This window comes from Streptomyces cyanogenus (assembly GCF_017526105.1).
GTDB lineage: Bacteria > Actinomycetota > Actinomycetes > Streptomycetales > Streptomycetaceae > Streptomyces > Streptomyces cyanogenus.
Window position 1 is genome coordinate 6360269 of sequence record NZ_CP071839.1, and the last position, 19573, is coordinate 6379841.

At 72.9% G+C, this 19573-nt stretch carries 15 protein-coding genes; 11 read left to right on the forward strand and 4 right to left on the reverse strand.

Features of this window, described 5'->3' with window-relative positions:
• Positions 1-4 precede the first annotated feature (4 nt).
• Positions 5-871, reverse strand: a complete 867-nt coding sequence (locus S1361_RS28725; RefSeq protein WP_208034798.1) for an oxidoreductase — start codon at positions 869-871, stop codon at positions 5-7.
• A gap of 107 nt (positions 872-978) precedes the next feature.
• Between S1361_RS28725 and S1361_RS28730 the strand changes: the two genes are divergently transcribed.
• The 3 genes from S1361_RS28730 to S1361_RS28740 all read left to right on the forward strand — a co-directional run bounded on the left by S1361_RS28730 (position 979) and on the right by S1361_RS28740 (position 4520).
• Positions 979-1908 carry a LysR family transcriptional regulator gene (locus S1361_RS28730; protein WP_208034799.1) on the forward strand — a complete coding sequence of 310 codons (930 nt, stop codon included), beginning with the start codon at positions 979-981 and terminating at the stop codon, positions 1906-1908.
• A gap of 285 nt (positions 1909-2193) precedes the next feature.
• Complete coding sequence (gene miaB, locus S1361_RS28735; protein WP_208034800.1) at positions 2194-3720, forward strand: tRNA (N6-isopentenyl adenosine(37)-C2)-methylthiotransferase MiaB; 1527 nt, start codon at positions 2194-2196, stop codon at positions 3718-3720.
• An 86-nt stretch (positions 3721-3806) separates the two neighbouring features.
• A complete protein-coding gene (locus tag S1361_RS28740; protein WP_208034801.1) occupies positions 3807-4520 on the forward strand; it encodes a class III extradiol dioxygenase subunit B-like domain-containing protein in 714 nt (237 codons plus the stop codon).
• Positions 4521-4671: 151 nt separating this feature from the next.
• On the opposite strand, the gene S1361_RS28745 is transcribed toward S1361_RS28740, so the two are convergent.
• Positions 4672-4959, reverse strand: a complete 288-nt coding sequence (locus S1361_RS28745) for an antitoxin (protein WP_208034802.1) — start codon at positions 4957-4959, stop codon at positions 4672-4674.
• A gap of 25 nt (positions 4960-4984) precedes the next feature.
• Positions 4985-5284 carry a hypothetical protein gene (locus S1361_RS28750; RefSeq protein ID WP_208034803.1) on the reverse strand — a complete coding sequence of 100 codons (300 nt, stop codon included), beginning with the start codon at positions 5282-5284 and terminating at the stop codon, positions 4985-4987.
• 183 nt (positions 5285-5467) lie between these two features.
• On the opposite strand from S1361_RS28750, the gene miaA reads away from it, so the two are divergent.
• From miaA to hflX, 6 genes are all read left to right on the forward strand, one after another.
• The gene (gene miaA, locus S1361_RS28755) at positions 5468-6406 is read left to right on the forward strand and encodes a tRNA (adenosine(37)-N6)-dimethylallyltransferase MiaA (protein ID WP_208034804.1); all 939 of its coding nucleotides are present in this window, start codon (positions 5468-5470) and stop codon (positions 6404-6406) included.
• A 356-nt stretch (positions 6407-6762) separates the two neighbouring features.
• On the forward strand, positions 6763-7239 hold the full coding sequence (locus tag S1361_RS28760; RefSeq protein WP_243769563.1) for a hypothetical protein: 477 nt from the start codon (positions 6763-6765) through the stop codon (positions 7237-7239).
• A gap of 47 nt (positions 7240-7286) precedes the next feature.
• On the forward strand, positions 7287-8156 hold the full coding sequence (gene dapF, locus S1361_RS28765; protein WP_208034805.1) for a diaminopimelate epimerase: 870 nt from the start codon (positions 7287-7289) through the stop codon (positions 8154-8156).
• 187 nt (positions 8157-8343) lie between these two features.
• Positions 8344-10593, forward strand: coding sequence for a RelA/SpoT family protein (locus tag S1361_RS28770; protein WP_208034806.1), 2250 nt, complete (start codon positions 8344-8346; stop codon positions 10591-10593).
• Positions 10594-10675: 82 nt separating this feature from the next.
• Positions 10676-12205: a M1 family metallopeptidase gene (locus S1361_RS28775; protein WP_208034807.1), complete on the forward strand. Its 1530-nt coding sequence runs from the start codon at positions 10676-10678 to the stop codon at positions 12203-12205.
• Between the two features lie 163 nt (positions 12206-12368).
• On the forward strand, positions 12369-13859 hold the full coding sequence (gene hflX / locus S1361_RS28780) for a GTPase HflX (RefSeq protein WP_208034808.1): 1491 nt from the start codon (positions 12369-12371) through the stop codon (positions 13857-13859).
• Between the two features lie 91 nt (positions 13860-13950).
• Here the strand turns inward: hflX and S1361_RS28785 are convergent, their stop codons facing one another.
• Positions 13951-15174 (reverse strand): trypsin-like serine peptidase, encoded by a 1224-nt coding sequence (locus tag S1361_RS28785; protein WP_208034809.1) that lies wholly within the window; start codon positions 15172-15174, stop codon positions 13951-13953.
• A gap of 661 nt (positions 15175-15835) precedes the next feature.
• On the opposite strand from S1361_RS28785, the gene S1361_RS28790 reads away from it, so the two are divergent.
• Positions 15836-17311 (forward strand): diaminobutyrate--2-oxoglutarate transaminase family protein, encoded by a 1476-nt coding sequence (locus tag S1361_RS28790; protein WP_208034810.1) that lies wholly within the window; start codon positions 15836-15838, stop codon positions 17309-17311.
• A 237-nt stretch (positions 17312-17548) separates the two neighbouring features.
• A complete protein-coding gene (locus S1361_RS28795; protein ID WP_208034811.1) occupies positions 17549-19570 on the forward strand; it encodes an IucA/IucC family protein in 2022 nt (673 codons plus the stop codon).
• Positions 19571-19573 lie beyond the last annotated feature (3 nt).

A 19573-nucleotide genomic window follows, 5' to 3' on the forward strand; every position in this document is an offset into this window, starting at 1 on the left:
GGGATCACTCGTCGAAGCCGACCTCCCGGCTGACCGGCTCCCAGGTCAGCAGTTCGTCGCGGACGCTGTCCAGGTGACCCTTGAGCGCGTCCACGGAATCGCTGCCCAGCGGCAGGCGCAGCGGCGTCCTGTCGCTGTCCAGGGCGCGCAGAATGGCCGCGGCGGCCTTGGCGGGATCGCCGGGCTGCGTGCCGTGGGCATCGCCGATCCCGGCGCGGGTGGGGCCGACGGTCGCCTCGTACGCCGGAAGGGACACCGACTCGTGCAGGGCGTCGCCGAAGAACCGGGTGCGGAAGGCACCGGGTTCGACGATGAGCACCTTGATGCCGAGCGGGGCCACTTCCTGGGCGAGCGCTTCGGACAGCCCCTCAAGAGCGAACTTGGTCGCCGAGTAGGCGCCGAATCCCGCGACGGACAGCTGCCCGCCGTAGCTGCTCATCTGCACGATGGCGCCCGACTTCTGCCGCCGCATGTGCGGCAGTACGGCGCGGACCAGCGCGGTGGGGCCGAAGAAGTGCACGTCCATCAGGTCGCGCAGCTCGCGGTCGGTGGTTTCCTCGACCGCGCCCACCTGGCCGCGGCCCGCGTTGTTGACCAGTACGTCGATCCGTCCGTACCGGCGGACGGCGTCGGCGACCACAGCGGCGATACGGCTGTCGTCCGTGACGTCCAGTCGGACCGCCACCGCGCGGTCCGGGTGGGCGGCGATCAGGTCGTCGAGCGTCTCCGTCCGGCGGGCGGTGGCGACGACGGTGTCCCCCGCCGCCAGCGCGGCCTCCGCAATGGCCTGTCCGAAGCCGGACGACGCACCGGTGATCAGCCAGACGCGGCCCTCGGCGCGATGGGTGGGCGAAGGGGTATCGGTGGTCACTACATCCTCCAAGTCGGTGGGTACGCCTCCCAGTTGTGTCAGCCGCCGGGGTGTCCTGTCCAAGACAGAAGATCACTTACTCGATAGAGACGATTTATGATCGCTGGGTGGAGTTACGTCAGCTGCGCTATCTCGTGGCGATCGCGGACGAGGGGAACCTGAGGCGTGCGGCCGCAACGCTGTATGTGACCCAGCCCTCCCTCTCCTACGCCCTCAAGGCCTTGGAGTCCGAGCTCGGCGTACGGCTCTTCGACCGGCATGCCGGCGGGGTGACGGCCACCGCGGCGGGCCACGACATCGTGGCGGAGGCCCGCCGCACGCTGCGCCAGGCCGACCGCATCCGGGTGGCCGCCGAGCGCCACCGGCCGTCGCACAGCCAGGTGCTGCGTGTGGGTTTCGAGGCCAGTGGCGCCGGTGAGCTCACCACGCGCGCCCGCAGCGAGTTCGCGCGTCGCCGGCCCGGCGTCCGGGTCGACCCCAGACGGTTCGACTGGGGCGAGGAGGTGACGGCACTGCGCGACGGCCGGGCCGATGTCGCCTTCATCTGGCTGCCGGCCGATCTCACCGACCTGCACACCGAGGTGATCCACTGCGAGCCCAGGGTCGTCGGCCTGCCCCGGGGGCACCGGCTGGCCGCGCGCGCCGGGGTGACCCTCGCCGACGTCAAGGACGAACCCCTCACCTGGACGGAGCGGGCTCCCCGCGCCTGGGTGGACTGGTGGGCGGTGAACCCGAGGCCCGACGGTTCGTCGCCGCGCTGGGGCCCGGTCAACAACAACGTCGAGGAGATGCTGGAGCACGTCGCGTCCGGGGAGGCCATCTGCTTCGCCCCGGCCGGCACGGCCCGGTACTACGCCCGTCCCGACCTCGTCTGGGTCCCCCTGCTGGACGTCGAGCCCATGCGGGTCGCGATGGCCTGGGTCCGGGGCGAGGAGACCGATCTGGTCCGGGGGTTCGCGGACACCGTACGAGACCTCGTCGCGGACGTCGCGGACGTCGCGGACGTCGCGGACACGGGCACGGGCACAGCGCGGTGACCACGCAGGCCGACGCTCACCGGTTGCGTGTGCTCTCGGGGCAGCCGGGCGGCCGGGCGGATGGACACCGGGGCGCCCGGGCGGCCGGGCAGACGGGCGCCGCGGCCGGCGGTTCGCACACGCACGGAGCGCGACGGCATCGGGTGGCCGTGGCCCCGCCGCGGAGACCGCCGTCTGCGGACGGAGGACGGCTCGCCGAGTCGCCGCGGCCGGTGAGGCGCCGGGAGGCGTCCGCCGCACGGAAACCGGGGACAGGGTCTTCCGCGGAGCGCCTACCCTTGAGGAATGACCAGCAGCAGCGACCGGAGCACGGCAGTGGACGTTCCCGCCCCCAAGAGTTACGAGATCCGCACCTACGGGTGCCAGATGAACGTCCACGACTCCGAGCGGTTGGCCGGGCTGCTCGAGGAGGCCGGATACGTGCGGGCCCCCGAGGGCTCGGACGGCGACGCGGACGTCGTCGTCTTCAACACCTGCGCGGTCCGGGAGAACGCCGACAACCGCCTCTACGGCAACCTCGGCCGGCTCGCCCCGAAGAAGGCCGGCCGTCCCGGCATGCAGATCGCGGTCGGCGGCTGTCTCGCGCAGAAGGACCGCGACACGATCGTGAAGAAGGCGCCCTGGGTGGACGTCGTCTTCGGCACGCACAACATCGGCAAGCTGCCCGTCCTGCTGGAGCGCGCCCGCGTCCAGGAGGAGGCGCAGGTCGAGATCGCCGAGTCCCTGGAGGCCTTCCCCTCCACGCTGCCGACCCGGCGCGAGAGCGCGTACGCGGCCTGGGTGTCGATCTCCGTCGGCTGCAACAACACCTGCACCTTCTGCATCGTCCCGGCCCTGCGCGGCAAGGAGAAGGACCGCCGCCCCGGCGACATCCTCGCCGAGGTCGAGGCCCTGGTCGCCGAGGGCGTCTCCGAGATCACCCTGCTCGGCCAGAACGTCAACGCGTACGGCAGTGACATCGGCGACCGCGAGGCCTTCAGCAAGCTGCTGCGCGCCTGCGGCACCATCGAGGGCCTGGAGCGGGTCCGCTTCACCTCCCCGCACCCCCGCGACTTCACCGACGACGTGATCGCCGCCATGGCCGAGACGCCCAACGTGATGCCCCAGCTGCACATGCCGCTGCAGTCCGGCTCGGACACCGTCCTGAAGGCGATGCGCCGCTCCTACCGGCAGGACCGCTATCTCGGGATCATCGAGAAGGTGCGGGCCGCCATCCCGCACGCCGCGATCACCACGGACATCATCGTGGGCTTCCCCGGCGAGACCGAGGAGGACTTCGAGCAGACCCTGCACGTCGTCCGCGAGGCCCGCTTCGCGCAGGCCTTCACCTTCCAGTACTCCAAGCGCCCCGGCACCCCGGCCGCGACCATGGACGACCAGATCCCCAAGGAGGTCGTGCAGGCGCGCTACGAGCGGCTGGTCGCCCTCCAGGAGGAGATCTCCTGGGAGGAGAACAAGAAGCAGGTCGGCCGCACGCTGGAGCTGATGGTCGCCGAGGGCGAGGGCCGCAAGGACGGCGCCACCCACCGCCTCTCCGGCCGCGCTCCCGACAACCGCCTGGTCCACTTCACCAAGCCGGAGCAGGAGGTGCGCCCGGGCGACGTCGTGACCGTCGAGGTGACGTACGCGGCACCGCACCACCTCCTCGCCGAGGGCTCCGTCCTCGGTGTGCGCCGCACGCGCGCGGGCGACGCCTGGGAGAAGCGCAACGCCGCGGCGGCCGCCAAGCCGGCCGGTGTCATGCTCGGCCTGCCGAAGATCGGCGTCCCGGCCCCGCTGCCGGCGGCGGCGAGCGCCTGCGGCTGCGACTGAGGTCCCGGCACACTGCGGAGCGGGAGGAGCACGTGCCGGTCGACGAGTGAGCCGGGGCCCGCCCGCGGCGGGTTACCCTGCCGATCATGCTTGTCGCCTCCGCCGTGTGCCCCTGCCCGCCCCTGCTCGTACCCGAGGTCGCCGCCGGTGCCGCACCGGAACTGGACGCCGCGCGCGCGGCGTGCACGGACGCGCTCGGCGTGCTCGCCGCCGCCCGCCCCGACCTGCTGGTGGTCGTCGGCACCGCCGAGCAGGGCCGGCGCGGCGTGTTCCCGCAGGGCAGCCCGGGCACCTTCCGCGGCTTCGGGGTCGACCTCGACGTACGCCTCGGGCCCGCCGCCCACCCCGCCCCGGAGCGGGAGCTGCCGGCCTCGCTGGCCGTCGGGGCCTGGCTGCTGGAGCGGACCGGCTGGGCCTCCGCCCCGATCGAGGGGCTCGGCGTCGCGGAGACGCTGGACCCGGAGCAGTGCGCGGAGACCGGGCGGGAGCTGGCCGGCCGGGCCGGGCGGGTGGCGCTGCTGGTGATGGCGGACGGCAGCGCCTGCCGCTCGCTGAAGGCACCGGGTTACCTGGACGAGCGGGCGGCGCCCTTCGACGCGGAGGTCGCGCGGGCCCTCGGCGCGGCGGACGCGGCGGCCCTGCGGGCACTGGACCCCGGGCCGGCCCGCGAGCTGAAGGCGGCCGGCCGCGCGCCCTGGCAGATCCTGGCCGGCGCGGCCGAGGACGCGCACCTCACCGGCGGCCTGCTGTACGAGGACGCACCGTACGGCGTGGGCTATATGGTCGCGACCTGGTCCTGAGCCCTGTACCCCCGGCTCTCCGTACGATCGCCGGGCGCCCCGCGGACCCCCGGGACGCTCCACGCACGCAGCCACCGGAACGGCCGCCGGCTCCTCACGAAGCCGGCGGACTCTGCCGAAGCCGGCGCATCCTCCCGAAGCCGGTGCGCCCTCACGAAGTCGGTGGGGGGCCCTCCGGAGGAGCCGGGCGGGTCGGGGTCGGCGCGTCGTGGGGCGCCGCTCCCGGGTCGCTCTTGTGCGCGAGGCGGTCCATCGCCTGCTTGGCCTTGCCCGTGCCCGCCTGGATCTTGTCGCTGTACTTGTGCTTGGTACGGTCGTCGACGGCCTTCGCGGCCTTGTCGATCCCGTGCTGGACCTTTCCCCCGTGCTGCCGCGCGAGGTCCGACACCTTGTCCTTGGCCGGGCCGAGCTTGGCCTTCATGTTGTCCATCAGACCCATGGTCCACCTTCCCTCACGGGACAGTTCATCTGCGGGCGCCCTCGCCGGCCTCGCTGTCGGCGGCCTCGCCGGCGGACTGCTGCCGGGGGATCCCGGCACCCTCGGACGCGTCGTCCGTACCGGAGTCCGACCGTACGGCCTCGCCCTCGGACCCGGCCCCGGACGCGTCCTGCGCCCCCGCCGTTCCGGCCCGCGCCGTCGCCGCCTCCGCCGCCTCGTCCTGCTCCGCCCCGGCTCCTTCCGGCCGCGCGCCGGAGTCCGCCGCTGCGACCGAACTCTCCGGAGCCGCCTTCGACCTGCCGAAAAGCCGTGCAATTACGCCCATATCCACTCCATACGGTACTCGTGCGGGCGAAATCCCGCGTCGCCCGGTGCGTACGGTTGCGCCGCCCGGGGCGCCGCCTCGGGCACCCCGGCGGGCGGCACCTCGCCACGGGCAACGACCTGGCGAGCGCACCGTCACGTAACTCGTTCGAGACCTCGCCGGGAGGTTTGCGAGACTGGTGCGGTGAGCAGTGCACCCCCCGCCCCCCGCGTCATCGCCGTCGTCGGACCCACCGCGGCCGGAAAGTCCGATCTCGGCGTCTTCCTGGCCCAGCAACTCGGCGGCGAGGTCGTCAACGCCGACTCCATGCAGCTGTACCGAGGGATGGACATCGGTACCGCCAAGCTGACGCCCGAGGAGCGCGGCGGCGTCCCGCACCACCTGCTGGACATCTGGGACGTGACGGTCACCGCCTCGGTCGCCGAGTACCAGAAGCTGGCCCGCGCACGGATCGACGCCCTGCTCGCCGACGGCCGCTGGCCGATCCTGGTCGGCGGCTCCGGGCTGTACGTCCGCGGTGCCGTCGACAATCTGGAGTTCCCCGGCACCGACCCGGAGGTCCGGGCCCGGCTGGAGGAGGAGCTGGCGCTGCGCGGCTCGGGCGCGCTGCACGCCCGGCTGGCCGCCGCCGACCCCGAGGCCGCCCGCGCCATCCTGCCGAGCAACGGCCGCCGTATCGTCCGGGCCCTGGAAGTGATCGAGATCACCGGCCAGCCCTTCACGGCCAACCTGCCCGGCCACGACTCCGTCTACGACACCGTCCAGATCGGTGTCGACGTGGCTCGGCCGGAACTGGACGAGCGCATCGCGCGGCGCGTCGACCGCATGTGGGACGCGGGCCTCGTGGAGGAGGTGCGCGCCCTGGAGGCGCAGGGGCTGCGCAAGGGGCGCACGGCGTCGCGCGCGCTCGGCTACCAGCAGGTGCTCGCGGCGCTCGCCGGGGAGTGCAGCGAAGCGGAAGCGCGGGCCGAGACCGTGCGGGCCACCAAGCGCTTCGCGCGCCGCCAGGATTCGTGGTTCAGGCGCGATCCCCGGGTGCACTGGTTGAGCGGGGCCGCCGCGGACCGCGGGGAACTTCCGCAGCAGGCCCTGACGTTGGTCGAACGACCGGTTACAGCCTGATCACGTCATGGCATCGGGATGCGCCGCCTGTCATCGCGGCCTGCGGTGCCGTGCCATCATCGAGCTTCGATCGACCAAGTGGAGCCTAGTTGGGAGGGCGCGTGGCGATGGAGGCCGGCCCTCGCGACACCGCACAAAGTGCCGAGCACCCCATTACCGAGGGTGACGAACCTGGCCGCGACGAGCTCTGCTCCGGCGAGGACCGTCCGCGGGTGAACGGTCTGCCCGACGGCGGTCCGCACGGCCACGGCCCGACCGGCGGCGCCCTGGCCGACGCGCGTCCGTCCGACGGCCTTCTGGCCGGACGCCCGCTGTCCGACGACCGTTTGTCCGATGATCCTCTGGTCGGCCACTCCCTGTCCGACGGCTCGCTGTCCGACTCGCTGTCCGACGACTCCCTGCCCGGGGACCGGCTCACCGACGACGGTCCCGACGACACCGCGGGCGGGGTGACCGCCGACGGGCCGGAGCCGGAGGAGATGTACCCGGGCGGCCCCGAGGTCGAGGTCGAACTGCGCCCGCAGCGCCGGCTGCGCATCTGGCAGCTCGCCCCCATCGTGGGCCTCGCCGCCGTCGGCTCCCTGATGTTCGCCTTCCCGCTCGCCTTCGACTTCGGCGACAGCGGCGCGGTCATCGCCATGCTCGGCCTGCTGATCTGCTTCTGCGCGGCGGGCTGGGGCATGATGGCCGCCCGCCGGGTGGGCTACACCTGGCCCGGCCTGCCCCCGCGCGGCTCCGGCCGTCGCCCCGACTGGCGCGTCGTCCTCGGTTACGTCCTGCTGGTCGCCGTGGCGGTCGTGCTAGCGGTGTGGCGCGTGGCCCGGCTCCGCTAGAGCCCGCCGGGACGGGCACTGTCGTACCCACGCCGTACGATCGAGGAATGAGCACACGGATCGCCTTCCTCAAGGGGCACGGCACCGAGAACGACTTCGTGATCGTCCCGGACCCCGAGAACGCCCTCGACCTGTCCCCGGCCGCCGTCGCCGCCCTGTGCGACCGCCGGGCGGGCATCGGAGGCGACGGCGTGCTGCACGTCGTGCGGTCCGCGGCACACCCGGAGGCCCGGGAGATGGCCGCCGAGGCAGAGTGGTTCATGGACTACCGCAACGGCGACGGCTCGATCGCCGAGATGTGCGGCAACGGCGTCCGTGTGTTCGCGCGCTACCTCCAGTACGCCGGACATGTGGCCGGAGGCGACCTCGCGATCGCCACGCGCGCGGGCGTGAGGACCGTCCACCTCGCCAAGAACGGCGACGTCACCGTCGGCATGGGCCGCGCCCGCCTCCCCGAGGGAGAGGTCACGGTGACCGTCGGCGAGCGCAGCTGGCCCGCGCGCAACGTGAACATGGGCAACCCGCACGCGGTGGCCTTCGTCGCCGACCTCGCGCACGCCGGCGACCTGTTCACCGCCCCGCCGGTCGGCCCGGCGGCCGCCTACCCGGACGGGGTGAACGTCGAGTTCGTCGTCGACCGCGGCCCCCGCCACGTCGCCATGCGCGTGCACGAGCGCGGCTCCGGCGAAACCCGCTCCTGCGGCACGGGCGCGTGCGCCGTCGCCGTGGCCACCGCCCGGCGCGACGGCACCGACCCGGCCGTCACCGGCACCCCGGCTACGTACACCGTCGACCTGCCCGGCGGGCGCCTCGTCATCACCGAGCGGCCCGACGGCGAGATCGAGATGACCGGGCCCGCCGTCATCGTCGCCGAGGGCGAGATCGACGCCGACTGGCTGGCCCGCGCGCGCGGCTGAATCGAAAACCTAAACCTCGAATCCGTCGCTCGAATGGGTGATCCGTTTCACGCTCGGCGAGAGGCGGTCTGTCGCGCGGGTCGGGCTCGATAGCATCAAGCACCGGCACGGACGGGGGAACGTCGCCATTCCCTGAGCCGCGTATGCCCTGGGGCTCCGTCCGCCGGTCCACGAGCCGGAGGTGCCCATGAGTGCGGAGGCCACGAACCCTGCGACCGCTGGCCCGGTAGCGCCCCCAGTGCCACAAGCGCTCACAGCGTCCGTGGCGCCCGCGGCGGTGCGCAGGAAGTCCCGGCCGCGGATCGACCTGCGCCGGCTGGGCCGGGCAGCGCTGCTCGGCCCAGCCGGCCGCGACAGACTGCCCGACGCGATCAGCCACGTCGTGGAGGCGCACCGGGCCCACCACCCCGACGCCGACCTCGAACCCCTGCGCCGCGCCTACGTCCTGGCGGAGTCCTCGCACCGCGGGCAGATGCGCAAGAGCGGCGAGCCGTACATCACGCACCCGCTCGCCGTCACCCTGATCCTCGCCGAACTCGGCGCCGAGACCACGACCTTGACGGCCTCTCTGCTGCACGACACCGTCGAGGACACCGAGGTGACACTGGATCAGGTACGGGAACAGTTCGGCGAGGAGGTTCGTTATCTGGTCGACGGCGTCACGAAACTGGAGAAGGTCGACTACGGAGCCGCCGCCGAACCGGAGACCTTCCGCAAGATGCTCGTCGCCACCGGCAACGACGTGCGCGTGATGTCGATCAAGCTCGCCGACCGCTTGCACAACATGCGCACCCTCGGCGTGATGCGCCCCGAGAAACAGGCGCGGATCGCCAAGGTCACCCGCGACGTCCTCATCCCGCTCGCCGAACGCCTCGGCGTGCAGGCCCTGAAGACCGAGCTGGAGGACCTGGTCTTCGCCATCCTCCACCCCGAGGAGTACGAGCACACCAGAGAACTCATCGCGGAGAACGCCGCCCGCCCCGGTGACCCCCTCGCCGAGGTCGCCGAAGAGACGCGCGGGGTGCTGCGCGAGGCCGGCATCCCCGCCGAAGTCCTCATCCGCCCGCGGCACTTCGTCTCCGTCCACCGCGTGTCCCGCAAACGCGGGCAGCTGCGCGGCACCGACTTCGGCCGCCTGCTGGTGCTGGTGAACGAGGACGCGGACTGCTACGGCGTCCTCGGCGAACTGCACACCTGCATGACGCCGGTGGTCTCGGAGTTCAAGGACTTCATCGCCGTACCGAAGTTCAACCTCTACCAGTCCCTGCACACCGCCGTCGCCCGCCCCGACGGCCAGGTCGTCGAGGTCCTCATCCGCACCCACCAGATGCACAAGGTCGCCGAGGCGGGTGTCGTGGCCCTCGGCAACCCGTACGCCCCCGCCCCCGACGCCCCCGCCCCCGACTCCGCCGCCTCCGACGCCCCGGCCGACGGCGAGCGCGCCGACCCCACGCGTCCCGGCTGGCTCTCCCGCCTCCTCGACTGGCAGCAGGCCGCCCCCGACCCCGACACCTTCTGGTCCACCCTGCGCGAGGACCTCGCCCAGGACCGCGAGATCACCGTCTTCCGCCCCGACGGCGGCACCCTCGGCCTGCCCGAGGGCGCGACCTGCGTGGACGCGGCCTACGCGCAGTACGGCGAGGACGCCCACGCCTGCATCGGCGCCCGCGTCAACGGCCGGCTGGCCACCCTCAGCACGGTCCTGCGCGACGGTGACACCGTCCAGCTCCTGATGGGTCAGGACCCTGCTTCCGAGCCCTCCCGGGAGTGGCTGGAGCACGCCCATACGGCGGCCGCCCGCATCGCCATCCAGCGCTGGCTGGCGGCCCACCCCGGCGGCGGCACCGGCACCACCGAGCCGGGCACCCCCACCGGCTCCGCCCACCCGGCTCCGGCCCGGGACGGGGACGCCGCCTCCCCCGAGCCCGGAACCGCCCCCGCCGCCGCGCGCCCCTCGGACGGCGCCCCCGCCCCGTACCCGCGGCGCGCCGACGTCCTCGCGGACCGGCCCGGCGCCGCCGCACGCCTCGCCGGGTGCTGTACGCCCGTACCGCCCGACGAGATCACCGGGTTCGCGGTACGCGGGGGAGTGGTGACCGTCCACCGCGCGGAGTGCTCCGCGGTGGCACACATGAAGAGCAGGGGGCGCGCGGAGATCGGAGTGCGCTGGGGGGACTCCACCGAATGCCGGGTCACCCTCGTCGCCGAATCGTTCGGGCGCCCCCATCTCCTGGCCGACCTCACCGAGGCGATCGCCCTCCAGGGCGCCGAGATCGTCTCCGCCACCGTCGAACCGCCCAGCCAGCAGCGGGTCCGGCACACCTACACCCTCCAGCTCCCCGACGCGGCCCACCTGCCGGCCCTGATGCGCGCCATGCGGGACGTCCCCGGGGTGTACGACGTGAGCCGCGCGCAGCACCAGGCACCGGCCTCCTGACGGTGGCGCCCGGCTTACCCGTTCGGGTGGTCCGGGTGCGCGTCGCCGCCGCAGAGCGGGCCCGCACTGGTAGCGGTGGTCCATGCTGCTCACCCCCTGCCCCCGGCCCGAACCTGCGCCGTCCCGGCGCCGGACGCGGCGCACGCTCTCCCGGCACCGGACGGCGGCCCTGCTCGCCTCCGCCGTCTCCGTCTGCCTCGTCGCCGCCGCGGCTCCGGCCGAGCCGCTCGGCGTCGGCGACCGGCTCTACCCGTACCTGGGCAACCCCGGCTACGACGTCACCTCGTACGACATCTCCCTCACCTACCCGGGCGCCAACGACAGGCCGCTGCAGGCGGTCACCACCATCGATGCCCGGACCACCGACGACCTGGAACGGCTGAACCTCGACTTCGCGCACGGCACCGTCCGGTCGGTCGAGGTCGACGGACGTCCCGCGGGCTTCACCAGCGCCGGCGAGGACCTGGTCGTCACCCCCGAGCGCCCCCTCGGCGAGGGCAGCCGGACGACGATCACCGTGCGGCACACCAGCGACCCCGTCTACGGCAGGAACCAGCAGGGCGGCTGGGTGCGCACCTCCGACGGCCTCGCCATGGCGAACCAGGCCGACGTCGCCCACCTGGTGTTCCCGTGCAACGACCACCCGTCCGACAAGGCGATGTTCACCTTCCGGATCACCGCGCCGAACAGCTACACGGCCGTGGCCAACGGCTTGCCCGACGGCGCCGACCGGGTCGGCCGCACCACCACCTGGACCTACCGCACCCAGCACCCCATGGCCACCGAACTCGCCCAGGTGTCCATCGGCCGCTCCGCCGTGGTGCGCCGCCAGGGCCCGCACGGGCTGCCCGTGCGCGACGTCGTGCCCGCCCGTGACCGCCGTGCCCTCGAACCGTGGCTCGCGAAGACACCCGACCAGATCGCCTGGATGGAGAGCAAGGTCGGCCGCTATCCGTTCGAGACCTACGGCGTGCTCATGGCACAGGCCGACACCGGCTTCGAGCTGGAGACCCAGACCCTCTCGCTCTTCGAGAAGAGCCTGTTCACCGGGCGCGTCTACCCGAAGTGGTACGTCGAGTCGGTCATGGTGCACGAGCTGGCCCACCAGTGGTTCGGGGACAGCGTCAGCCCGCGCAGCTGGTCCGACGTCTGGCTGAACGAGGGCCACGCCACCTGGTACGAGGATCTGTACGCCGAGGAGACGGCGCACCGGTCCATGGAGGAGCGGATGAAGGCCGCCTACGGCTCCTCCGACCGCTGGCGCGAGGCCGGCGGCCCGCCCGCCCGGCCCAAGCCGCCCGCACCCGGCCAGAAGATCGGCATCTTCCGGCCCAACATCTACGAGGGCGCCGCCCTCGTGCTCTACGCCCTGCGGCAGGAGATCGGCCGGCCGGCCTTCGAGCGGCTGGAGCGGATGTGGGTCCAGGAACACCGTGACTCCACCGCCACCACCGGCGATTTCGTCCGCCTGGCCACTGCCGTGGCCGGCCGCGACCTCACCGGCTTCCTCGCGGCCTGGCTGTACGGCGAGAAGACCCCGCCGATGCCCGGCCACCCCGGCTGGAAGCAGCTGCCCGAGGACAAGGCCGCCCCGCCCCTGACCCGGCGATAACCCGGTGACGAGACGTGTCGTACCGTGCGACCATCTAGGGGTCGGCACACGCACGGGACACGGGAATCTCCCGGGGTACTCGTACGTTGAACACGACGAGCGGCCCGGGCGACGGACCGCCGTACCGACGCCGCAACGGCAGTCCCATCGACGTAAGGATCCAATGACCTCCTCTTCTTCCCCTTCCCAGGACACCAAGCGCCTCGCGCACACCTATCCCGAGGGTCTTCGGGCCGATGCCCTGATGGAAGAGGACGTCGCCTGGAGCTACGAGATCGACGGCGAGCGGGACGGCGACCAGTTCGACCGCTCCGAGCGCGCGGCCCTGCGCCGCGTCGTGGGCCTCTCCACCGAGCTGGAGGACGTCACCGAGGTCGAGTACCGCCAGCTCCGCCTGGAGCGGGTCGTGCTCGTCGGCGTGTGGACCACCGGCACCGCCCAGGACGCCGAGAACTCCCTCGCGGAGCTGGCCGCCCTCGCGGAGACCGCGGGCGCGCTCGTGCTCGACGGCGTCATCCAGCGCCGCGACAAGCCCGACGCGGCCACCTACATCGGCTCCGGCAAGGCCAACGAGCTGCGCGACATCGTCCTCGAAACGGGCGCGGACACCGTCATCTGCGACGGTGAGCTGAGCCCCGGCCAGCTGATCCAGCTGGAGGACATCGTCAAGGTCAAGGTCATCGACCGTACGGCCCTGATCCTCGACATCTTCGCCCAGCACGCCAAGTCCCGCGAGGGCAAGGCGCAGGTCGCGCTCGCGCAGATGCAGTACATGCTGCCGCGGCTGCGGGGCTGGGGTCAGTCGCTGTCCCGGCAGATGGGTGGCGGTCGCGGCGGCCTCGCCACGCGTGGCCCCGGTGAGACCAAGATCGAGACGGACCGGCGACGGATCCGCGAGAAGATGGCGAAGATGCGCCGGGAGATCGCGGACATGAAGACCGGCCGCGAGATCAAGCGCCAGGAGCGCCGGCGCAACAAGGTGCCGTCCGTCGCCATCGCGGGCTACACCAACGCCGGCAAGTCCTCCCTGCTCAACCGCCTCACGGGCGCGGGCGTCCTGGTCGAGAACGCCCTGTTCGCGACCCTGGACCCGACCGTCCGCCGGGCCGAGACCCCGACCGGCCGCCTGTACACGCTGGCGGACACCGTCGGCTTCGTCCGGCACCTGCCGCACCACCTGGTCGAGGCGTTCCGCTCCACCATGGAGGAGGTCGGCGACTCCGACCTGATCCTCCACGTGGTGGACGGCTCGCACCCCACCCCGGAGGAGCAGCTCGCCGCCGTACGCGAGGTGATCCGGGACGTCGGCGCCACCGACGTGCCCGAGATCGTCGTGATCAACAAGGCGGACGCGGCCGACCCGCTGGTCCTGCAGCGGCTGCTGCGCGTCGAGAAGCGTTCGATCGCCGTCTCGGCCCGCACCGGCCAGGGCCTCGACGAGCTGCTCGCCCTGATCGACAACGAGCTGCCCCGCCCCTCGGTCGAGATCGAGGCGCTCGTGCCGTACACCCACGGCAAGCTCGTCGCCCGCGCCCACACCGAGGGCGAGGTGATCTCCGAGGAGCACACCGCGGAGGGCACCCTGCTCAAGGTCCGGGTGCACGAGGAGCTGGCGGCGGACCTGGCGCCGTACACCCCGGCCTCCGCGGCCTGAACCGCCCCACGACGAAGGCCCGCCACCCCTCTGGGGTGACGGGCCTCCGTCATGCTCACCGCGTCAGGCGGACCTCCGGCTCATCGCCGGCTCACCGCCCGGCGAACTGCTTGCTCACCGACTCGTACACGCCCTTGGCCACCTCACCCAGCCGGGGACCGGCCAGCCAGCCCGCGCTCACCGGGCCGATGGACGTGTTGGACACCAGCGCGGGCTTGCCGTCGGTGCCCGTCTCCACCCAGCCGCCACCGGAGGAACCACCGGTCATCGTGCAGCCGATCCGGTACATCGTCGGGTCGGAGTGCTCGATGGAGAGCCGGCCCGGCTTGTCCTGGCACTGGTAGAGCAGCTGGCCGTCGTACGGCGCCGCCGCCGGGTAGCCGGACGCCGTGATGCTCTTGACCTGCGGCACGGCCGGCGCATCGAACTTCACCGGCAGCGCCCCGCCGACGGTCTCCTCCAGCGACTTGCCGCCGCTGCCCTGCTCCGGCGTCACATGGATGACGGCGAAGTCGTACGAGGCACCGTTGCCGCCCGTCTGGCCGCCCTCACTGATCCACTGCTGCGAGGTCTTCGCCGCGTCGGCCCACCACACGCCGTACGGGGCCACCTCGGCCCGGCTGGCGTTCTGCAGCTCGGCCGCCGACTTGCCCTGGTTGTTGTACGACGGCACGAAGGCGAGGTTCCGGTACCAGCCGCCCTTCTTGCCGGCGTGCACACAGTGCCCCGCAGTCCACACGAGGTTGGACTTGCCCGGGTGCGCCGGGTCCGTCACGACCGTCGCCGAGCAGACCATGGTGCCCTCGGGGGCGTCGAAGAGCAGCTTGCCCGAGGTGGCCGCACTGGTGTGATACGGCGGCGTGACCGCCTGCGCCTTCACCGGCTGCGGCGTGGGGTCCGTCACGCCCTGGTCACCGGAGATGTCGTTGTCGTCGACGCCCTGGTCCGGGTCGTCGGCGTGACGCATCCGGTCCGGGTCCCACAGGCCCTTGATGATCGGGTTGATGAAGTCGTTGGCCTCGCGCAGCCAGTCCTGCCTGTTCCAGTTCTTCCAGGCGCCGTTCTTCCACTTGTCGACGTCGAACCCGTGGTCCTTGAGCCTCTTCTTGAGGTCGTCCGGGATCGTGATCTTTCCGTCGCCGGTGCCCGCCGCGGTGGCGGTCGGCTTGCCGTCGGCGTTGTCGTCACCGTCCCCGTTGCAGGCGGTGGCGGTCAGCGCCAGCGCCGACACGAGGGCGACCGCCGTCAGCGAGGTCGAGGTGCGACGACCGCCCCTCCCTCGCCGAGCGGTGAACGACGGCCGTATGGATCGCATGTTCTTGACTCCCCTTGCTGTGAAAGGCACTCGGCGCTTCGGCCCCGACACCGGCGGCGAACTCATGGAAGGTTCATGCCGGTCTCACGACCTTCTGGGAACGGCATCACACACTATGCCGTCGCCGTGGGGGAGTTCTGACGGGAGGGCAACGGTTCCGTCACAGGGCACATGAACGGGGCGTGCGGCGCGAGCCGCCGTGCGGCACATGAACCGGGCGTGCCGCGGGGGCGGCCGTGCGGGGCCTGCCGGCACTCGGGGTGCGGGTGTCGGAGTCCGCCGCGCAAATCCGTTGCCGACATGAGCGGTTGGTGGAACCCGCGCGCCCGGCGCGGTGACGGCGGCTCCCTGTGAGCCCCGCGTGCTCCGCCGGCCGCGCGCGTCCGGGCGAACCGTGGCGTCCGCTGCCCGAACCCCGGCCGGAGAGGCCGCGCTGACGGGTGCGCCGCTCGGGCGGACCCCTGCCGGCCGGGCGTGCGGTGGTGCCGTCCGGCCGGACCGCGGGACGCGTCCCCCACACCGTCCCGCCAAGGAACTCGAGGCGACCCCGTAACCGCCCGAACGGTCCGCGGTTGTAGCCGGTGGGGCCAGCTGTCGGTGTCCGGTCCCCGAGGATCAACTCGATCAACTCGCCCTTGAGCAGCCGGGAGGACAACGCGCAGTGGCCGTCAAGGAGTCGATCGCAGGAGGCACGCCCGGGGACGCGCGGGCCGTGCACGAGGGCATCCTGAGACGCCAGTCGGCGCGGGAGTCCTCGGCGCGCACCTATGCCCGGGCCCTGCCCATCGTGCCCGTCCGGGCGCGCGGGCTCACCATCGAGGGCGCCGACGGCCGCCGCTACCTGGACTGCCTCTCCGGCGCCGGCACCCTCGCTCTCGGCCACAACCACCCGGTCGTGCTGGAAGCCATCCGCGGCGTCCTCGACTCCGGCGCCCCCCTCTCCGTCCTCGACCTCGCGACCCCCGTCAAGGACGCCTTCATCACCGAGCTGTTCCACACCCTCCCGCCCGGCCTCGCCGACCATGCCCGCGTCCAGTTCTGCGGACCGGCCGGCACCGACGCGGTCGAGGCCGCCCTCAAACTGGTCCGCGCGGCGACCGGCCGCTCCGGCATCCTCGCCTTCACCGGCGCCTACCACGGCATGACCGCCGGCGCCCTGGCCGCCTCCGGCAGCGCCCGCGACATCCAGGTCGCCCGCCTGCCCTACCCGCAGGACTACCGCTGCCCCTTCGGCATCGGCGGCCCGACCGGCGCAGAACTCGCCGCCCGCTGGACCGAGTCCCTGCTCGACGACCCCAAGTCCGGGGTACCCCAGCCGGCCGGCATGATCCTCGAACCCGTCCAGGGCGAAGGCGGCGTGATCCCTGCACCGGACGACTGGCTGCGCCGTATGCGCCGGCTCACGGCGGACCGGTCCATCCCGCTGATCGCCGACGAGGTCCAGACCGGAGTCGGCCGCACAGGCGCCTTCTGGGCCGTCGACCACAGCGGTATCACCCCCGACGTCATGGTCCTGTCCAAGGCCATCGGCGGCAGCCTTCCGCTGGCCGTGATCGTCTACCGCGACGACCTCGACGTCTGGCAACCCGGCGCCCACGCCGGCACCTTCCGCGGCAACCAGCTCGCCATGGCCGCGGGCACCGCCACCCTCGCCCACGTCCGCGAGAACGCCCTCGCCGAACGCGCCGCCACCCTCGGCACCCGCATGCTCTCCCAACTCACGGAACTCACCCACCACTTCCCCTGCGTGGGAGACGTACGGGGGCGCGGACTGATGATCGGGATCGAACTGGTGGACCCGGACGCCGACCCCGCCACCTTCGGCACGCCACCCCCGGCCGGCCACGCCGATGCCGTACCGGCCGCCGCGCCGGAACCCACCCGCACGCCGCGCCCGGCCGCACCCGACCTGGCCGCCGCCGTGCAGCGGGAGTGCCTCCAGCGCGGCCTGATCGTCGAACTCGGCGGCCGTCACACGTCCGTGGTGCGGCTGCTTCCGCCCCTGACGATCAGCGACGAACAGACGACCGCCGTACTCGACCGCCTGGCCGACGCGGTGACAGCGGTGGCCCGCCACCACCAGGCCCACGGCGCACACCAGCAACGACACCCCGACCCTGCCCAGCGCACGGGCTGAACCCCGCACACGCCCCACCCGACTCCTCGCACCGGCACCCGCCTGCAGGCCGACACCCCAGTCCATCCCCACTCCGCCCCCTTCCGGGCACCCGAGCCGACACCCACCGCCGGCGACAACCGCACATCTCTTCCGTCTCCACCGTCCCCGCCCCGCTCTCGCTCGGTCACGAACCGACGGCGACCGGGCGAGAGCGGACGACGGACCGAGCCCGCACCAGCCCCCAGAGGAGCCGTCATGAACGCCGCCCCCAGCCCCGACGGCCGCTCCGGCGCCCCCGACGACCGGGGAGCCTCCGGCGCCCCGTCCGCTGCCGTACCCCTCACCGAGCCGGTCCCGCAGCAGAAGAAGCGGGAGACGGACCCCGCCCGGCGGACAGCACCCGGCGCCGACCCGCTGGAGGACCCCGATCCCCGCGTCGTGGCCCAGGCCGCCGCCGTCGAGAACCTCCTGCGCTGCTGGGTCCGCGAGACCGGCCTCGCCGCTCCCACGACCGGCAGCCTCCCCATCCCACTGCCCGCCAGCGGCACCGCCCTCATCGCACCGGTTCGCTACTGGTCCCCGACCGGCTGGCACCGCTTCGGCCCACCACGTCTCGCCTGCGCCCCCGACACGGCACCCCCTGTCGACGCCGTCACCCTCGCGGCGCTCCTCGCCAGAGAGTCCGCCGGCAATCCGGACAGCACCGACCACTCCTCGGAGCACACCACCGCCGAGCGCCGCCACGACACCGGCGACGGCACCGCTGCCGGCCCCGGCACCGGCCCCGGCACCGCCCCCGACCCCAGCGGCAGCGCCGACCTCGTGGCCAGGGTGGCCGACTCGCTCCGCCGTTCCGCGGCCTTCGTCCGGCACCGGCGCGAACACCCCGCCGACCCGCCGGACCTCTTCCTCAGCGCCGAACAGGCCCTCCTCCTCGGACACCCCCTGCACCCGATCCCGAAGAGCCGGGAGGGACTGACCGAGGCCGAAGCCGACCGGTATTCACCGGAATTGCGCGGCGCCTTTCCACTGCACTGGCTGGCAGTCGCCCCCTCTCTCCTCGCGACCGACTCGGCCTGGACCGAGCGCGGTCGTCCCGTTCCCGCAGGCCACCTCATCCGACGGCTCGCCGGAGCCGAACTTCCCCTGCCCGACGGTTACACCGCCCTGCCGCTGCACCCCTGGCAGGCACGCGAGGTACGCCACCGCGCATCCGTCAGCGCACTGGCCGACTCCGGACTCCTCCGCGACCTCGGCCCCCTCGGCACTCCCTGGCACCCCACCTCCTCCGTACGAACCGTCCACCGATCCGGCGCCCCCGCGATGCTCAAGCTCTCGCTGGCCCTGTGCATCACCAACTCCCGCCGCGAGAACCTCCGCAAGGAACTCCACCGCGGAGTCGAGGTGCACCGACTGCTCCGCACCGGCCTGGCCCGTCAGTGGCAGGCGGCACACCCCGGCTTCGACATCGTCCGGGATCCGGCCTGGCTCGCCGTCGACGACCCGGAAGGCCTGCCCGTGCCTGGACTCGACGTGGTGATCCGGCACAACCCGTTCGCCCCGACCGACGACGTCGGCTGCGTGGCCGGACTCGTCTCACCCCGCCCGCTCGCCGAGCCGACCGTCAGCACCCCACCACACCACGTCGCTCGGCCGATGCGGTCCCGCCTGGCCCGGCTCGTCGGACGCCTCGCCACACGCACCGGCCGGCCGGTCGGAGCCGTCGCCGCCGAGTGGTTCCTGCGCTACCTGGAGCAGGTCGTCCGGCCCGTCCTCTGGCTGGACAGCGAGGCCGGCATCGCTCTCGAAGCCCACCAGCAGAACACGCTGCTCCTGCTGGACGGCGACGGGTGGCCCGCCGGGGGCCGTTACCGGGACAACCAGGGCTACTACTTCCGCGAGTCCCGGCGAGCCGAACTGGACGCCCGGCTGCCCGGCATCGGCGAGCACAGCGACACCTTCGTCACGGACGAGGTCACCGACGAACGCTTCGCCTACTACCTCGCCGTCAACAACGTGCTCGGCCTGATCGGCGCCTTCGGCTCCCAGCGCCTCGCCGACGAGCGGCTGCTCCTCGCGGCCTTCCGCCGTTTCCTCACCGACCTCGCCTCGGGGCCCGCCCCGCTGCGCACCTCCCTGCCCGGCCGGCTGCTCGACTCACCCGTCCTGCGCTGCAAGGCCAACCTGCTGACCCGGCTGCACGGCCTCGACGAACTAGTCGGCCCGGTCGACACCCAGTCCGTCTACGTCACCATCGCCAACCCCCTTCTTTCCTGAGCG

Excerpts from the sequence above, each read along its gene's own strand:
- hflX (WP_208034808.1), top strand. The coding sequence starts at position 12,369 with ATGACCTCCTCTTCTTCCCCTTCCCAGGACACCAAGCGCCTCGCGCAC.
- S1361_RS28750 (WP_208034803.1), bottom strand. The coding sequence starts at position 5,284 with ATGGGCGTAATTGCACGGCTTTTCGGCAGGTCGAAGGCGGCTCCGGAG.
- S1361_RS28795 (WP_208034811.1), top strand. The coding sequence starts at position 17,549 with ATGAACGCCGCCCCCAGCCCCGACGGCCGCTCCGGCGCCCCCGACGAC.
- dapF (WP_208034805.1), top strand. The coding sequence starts at position 7,287 with ATGAGCACACGGATCGCCTTCCTCAAGGGGCACGGCACCGAGAACGAC.
- S1361_RS28745 (WP_208034802.1), bottom strand. The coding sequence starts at position 4,959 with ATGGGTCTGATGGACAACATGAAGGCCAAGCTCGGCCCGGCCAAGGAC.
- miaB (WP_208034800.1), top strand. The coding sequence starts at position 2,194 with ATGACCAGCAGCAGCGACCGGAGCACGGCAGTGGACGTTCCCGCCCCC.
- S1361_RS28785 (WP_208034809.1), bottom strand. The coding sequence starts at position 15,174 with ATGCGATCCATACGGCCGTCGTTCACCGCTCGGCGAGGGAGGGGCGGT.
- S1361_RS28740 (WP_208034801.1), top strand. The coding sequence starts at position 3,807 with ATGCTTGTCGCCTCCGCCGTGTGCCCCTGCCCGCCCCTGCTCGTACCC.
- S1361_RS28770 (WP_208034806.1), top strand. The coding sequence starts at position 8,344 with ATGAGTGCGGAGGCCACGAACCCTGCGACCGCTGGCCCGGTAGCGCCC.
- S1361_RS28775 (WP_208034807.1), top strand. The coding sequence starts at position 10,676 with ATGCTGCTCACCCCCTGCCCCCGGCCCGAACCTGCGCCGTCCCGGCGC.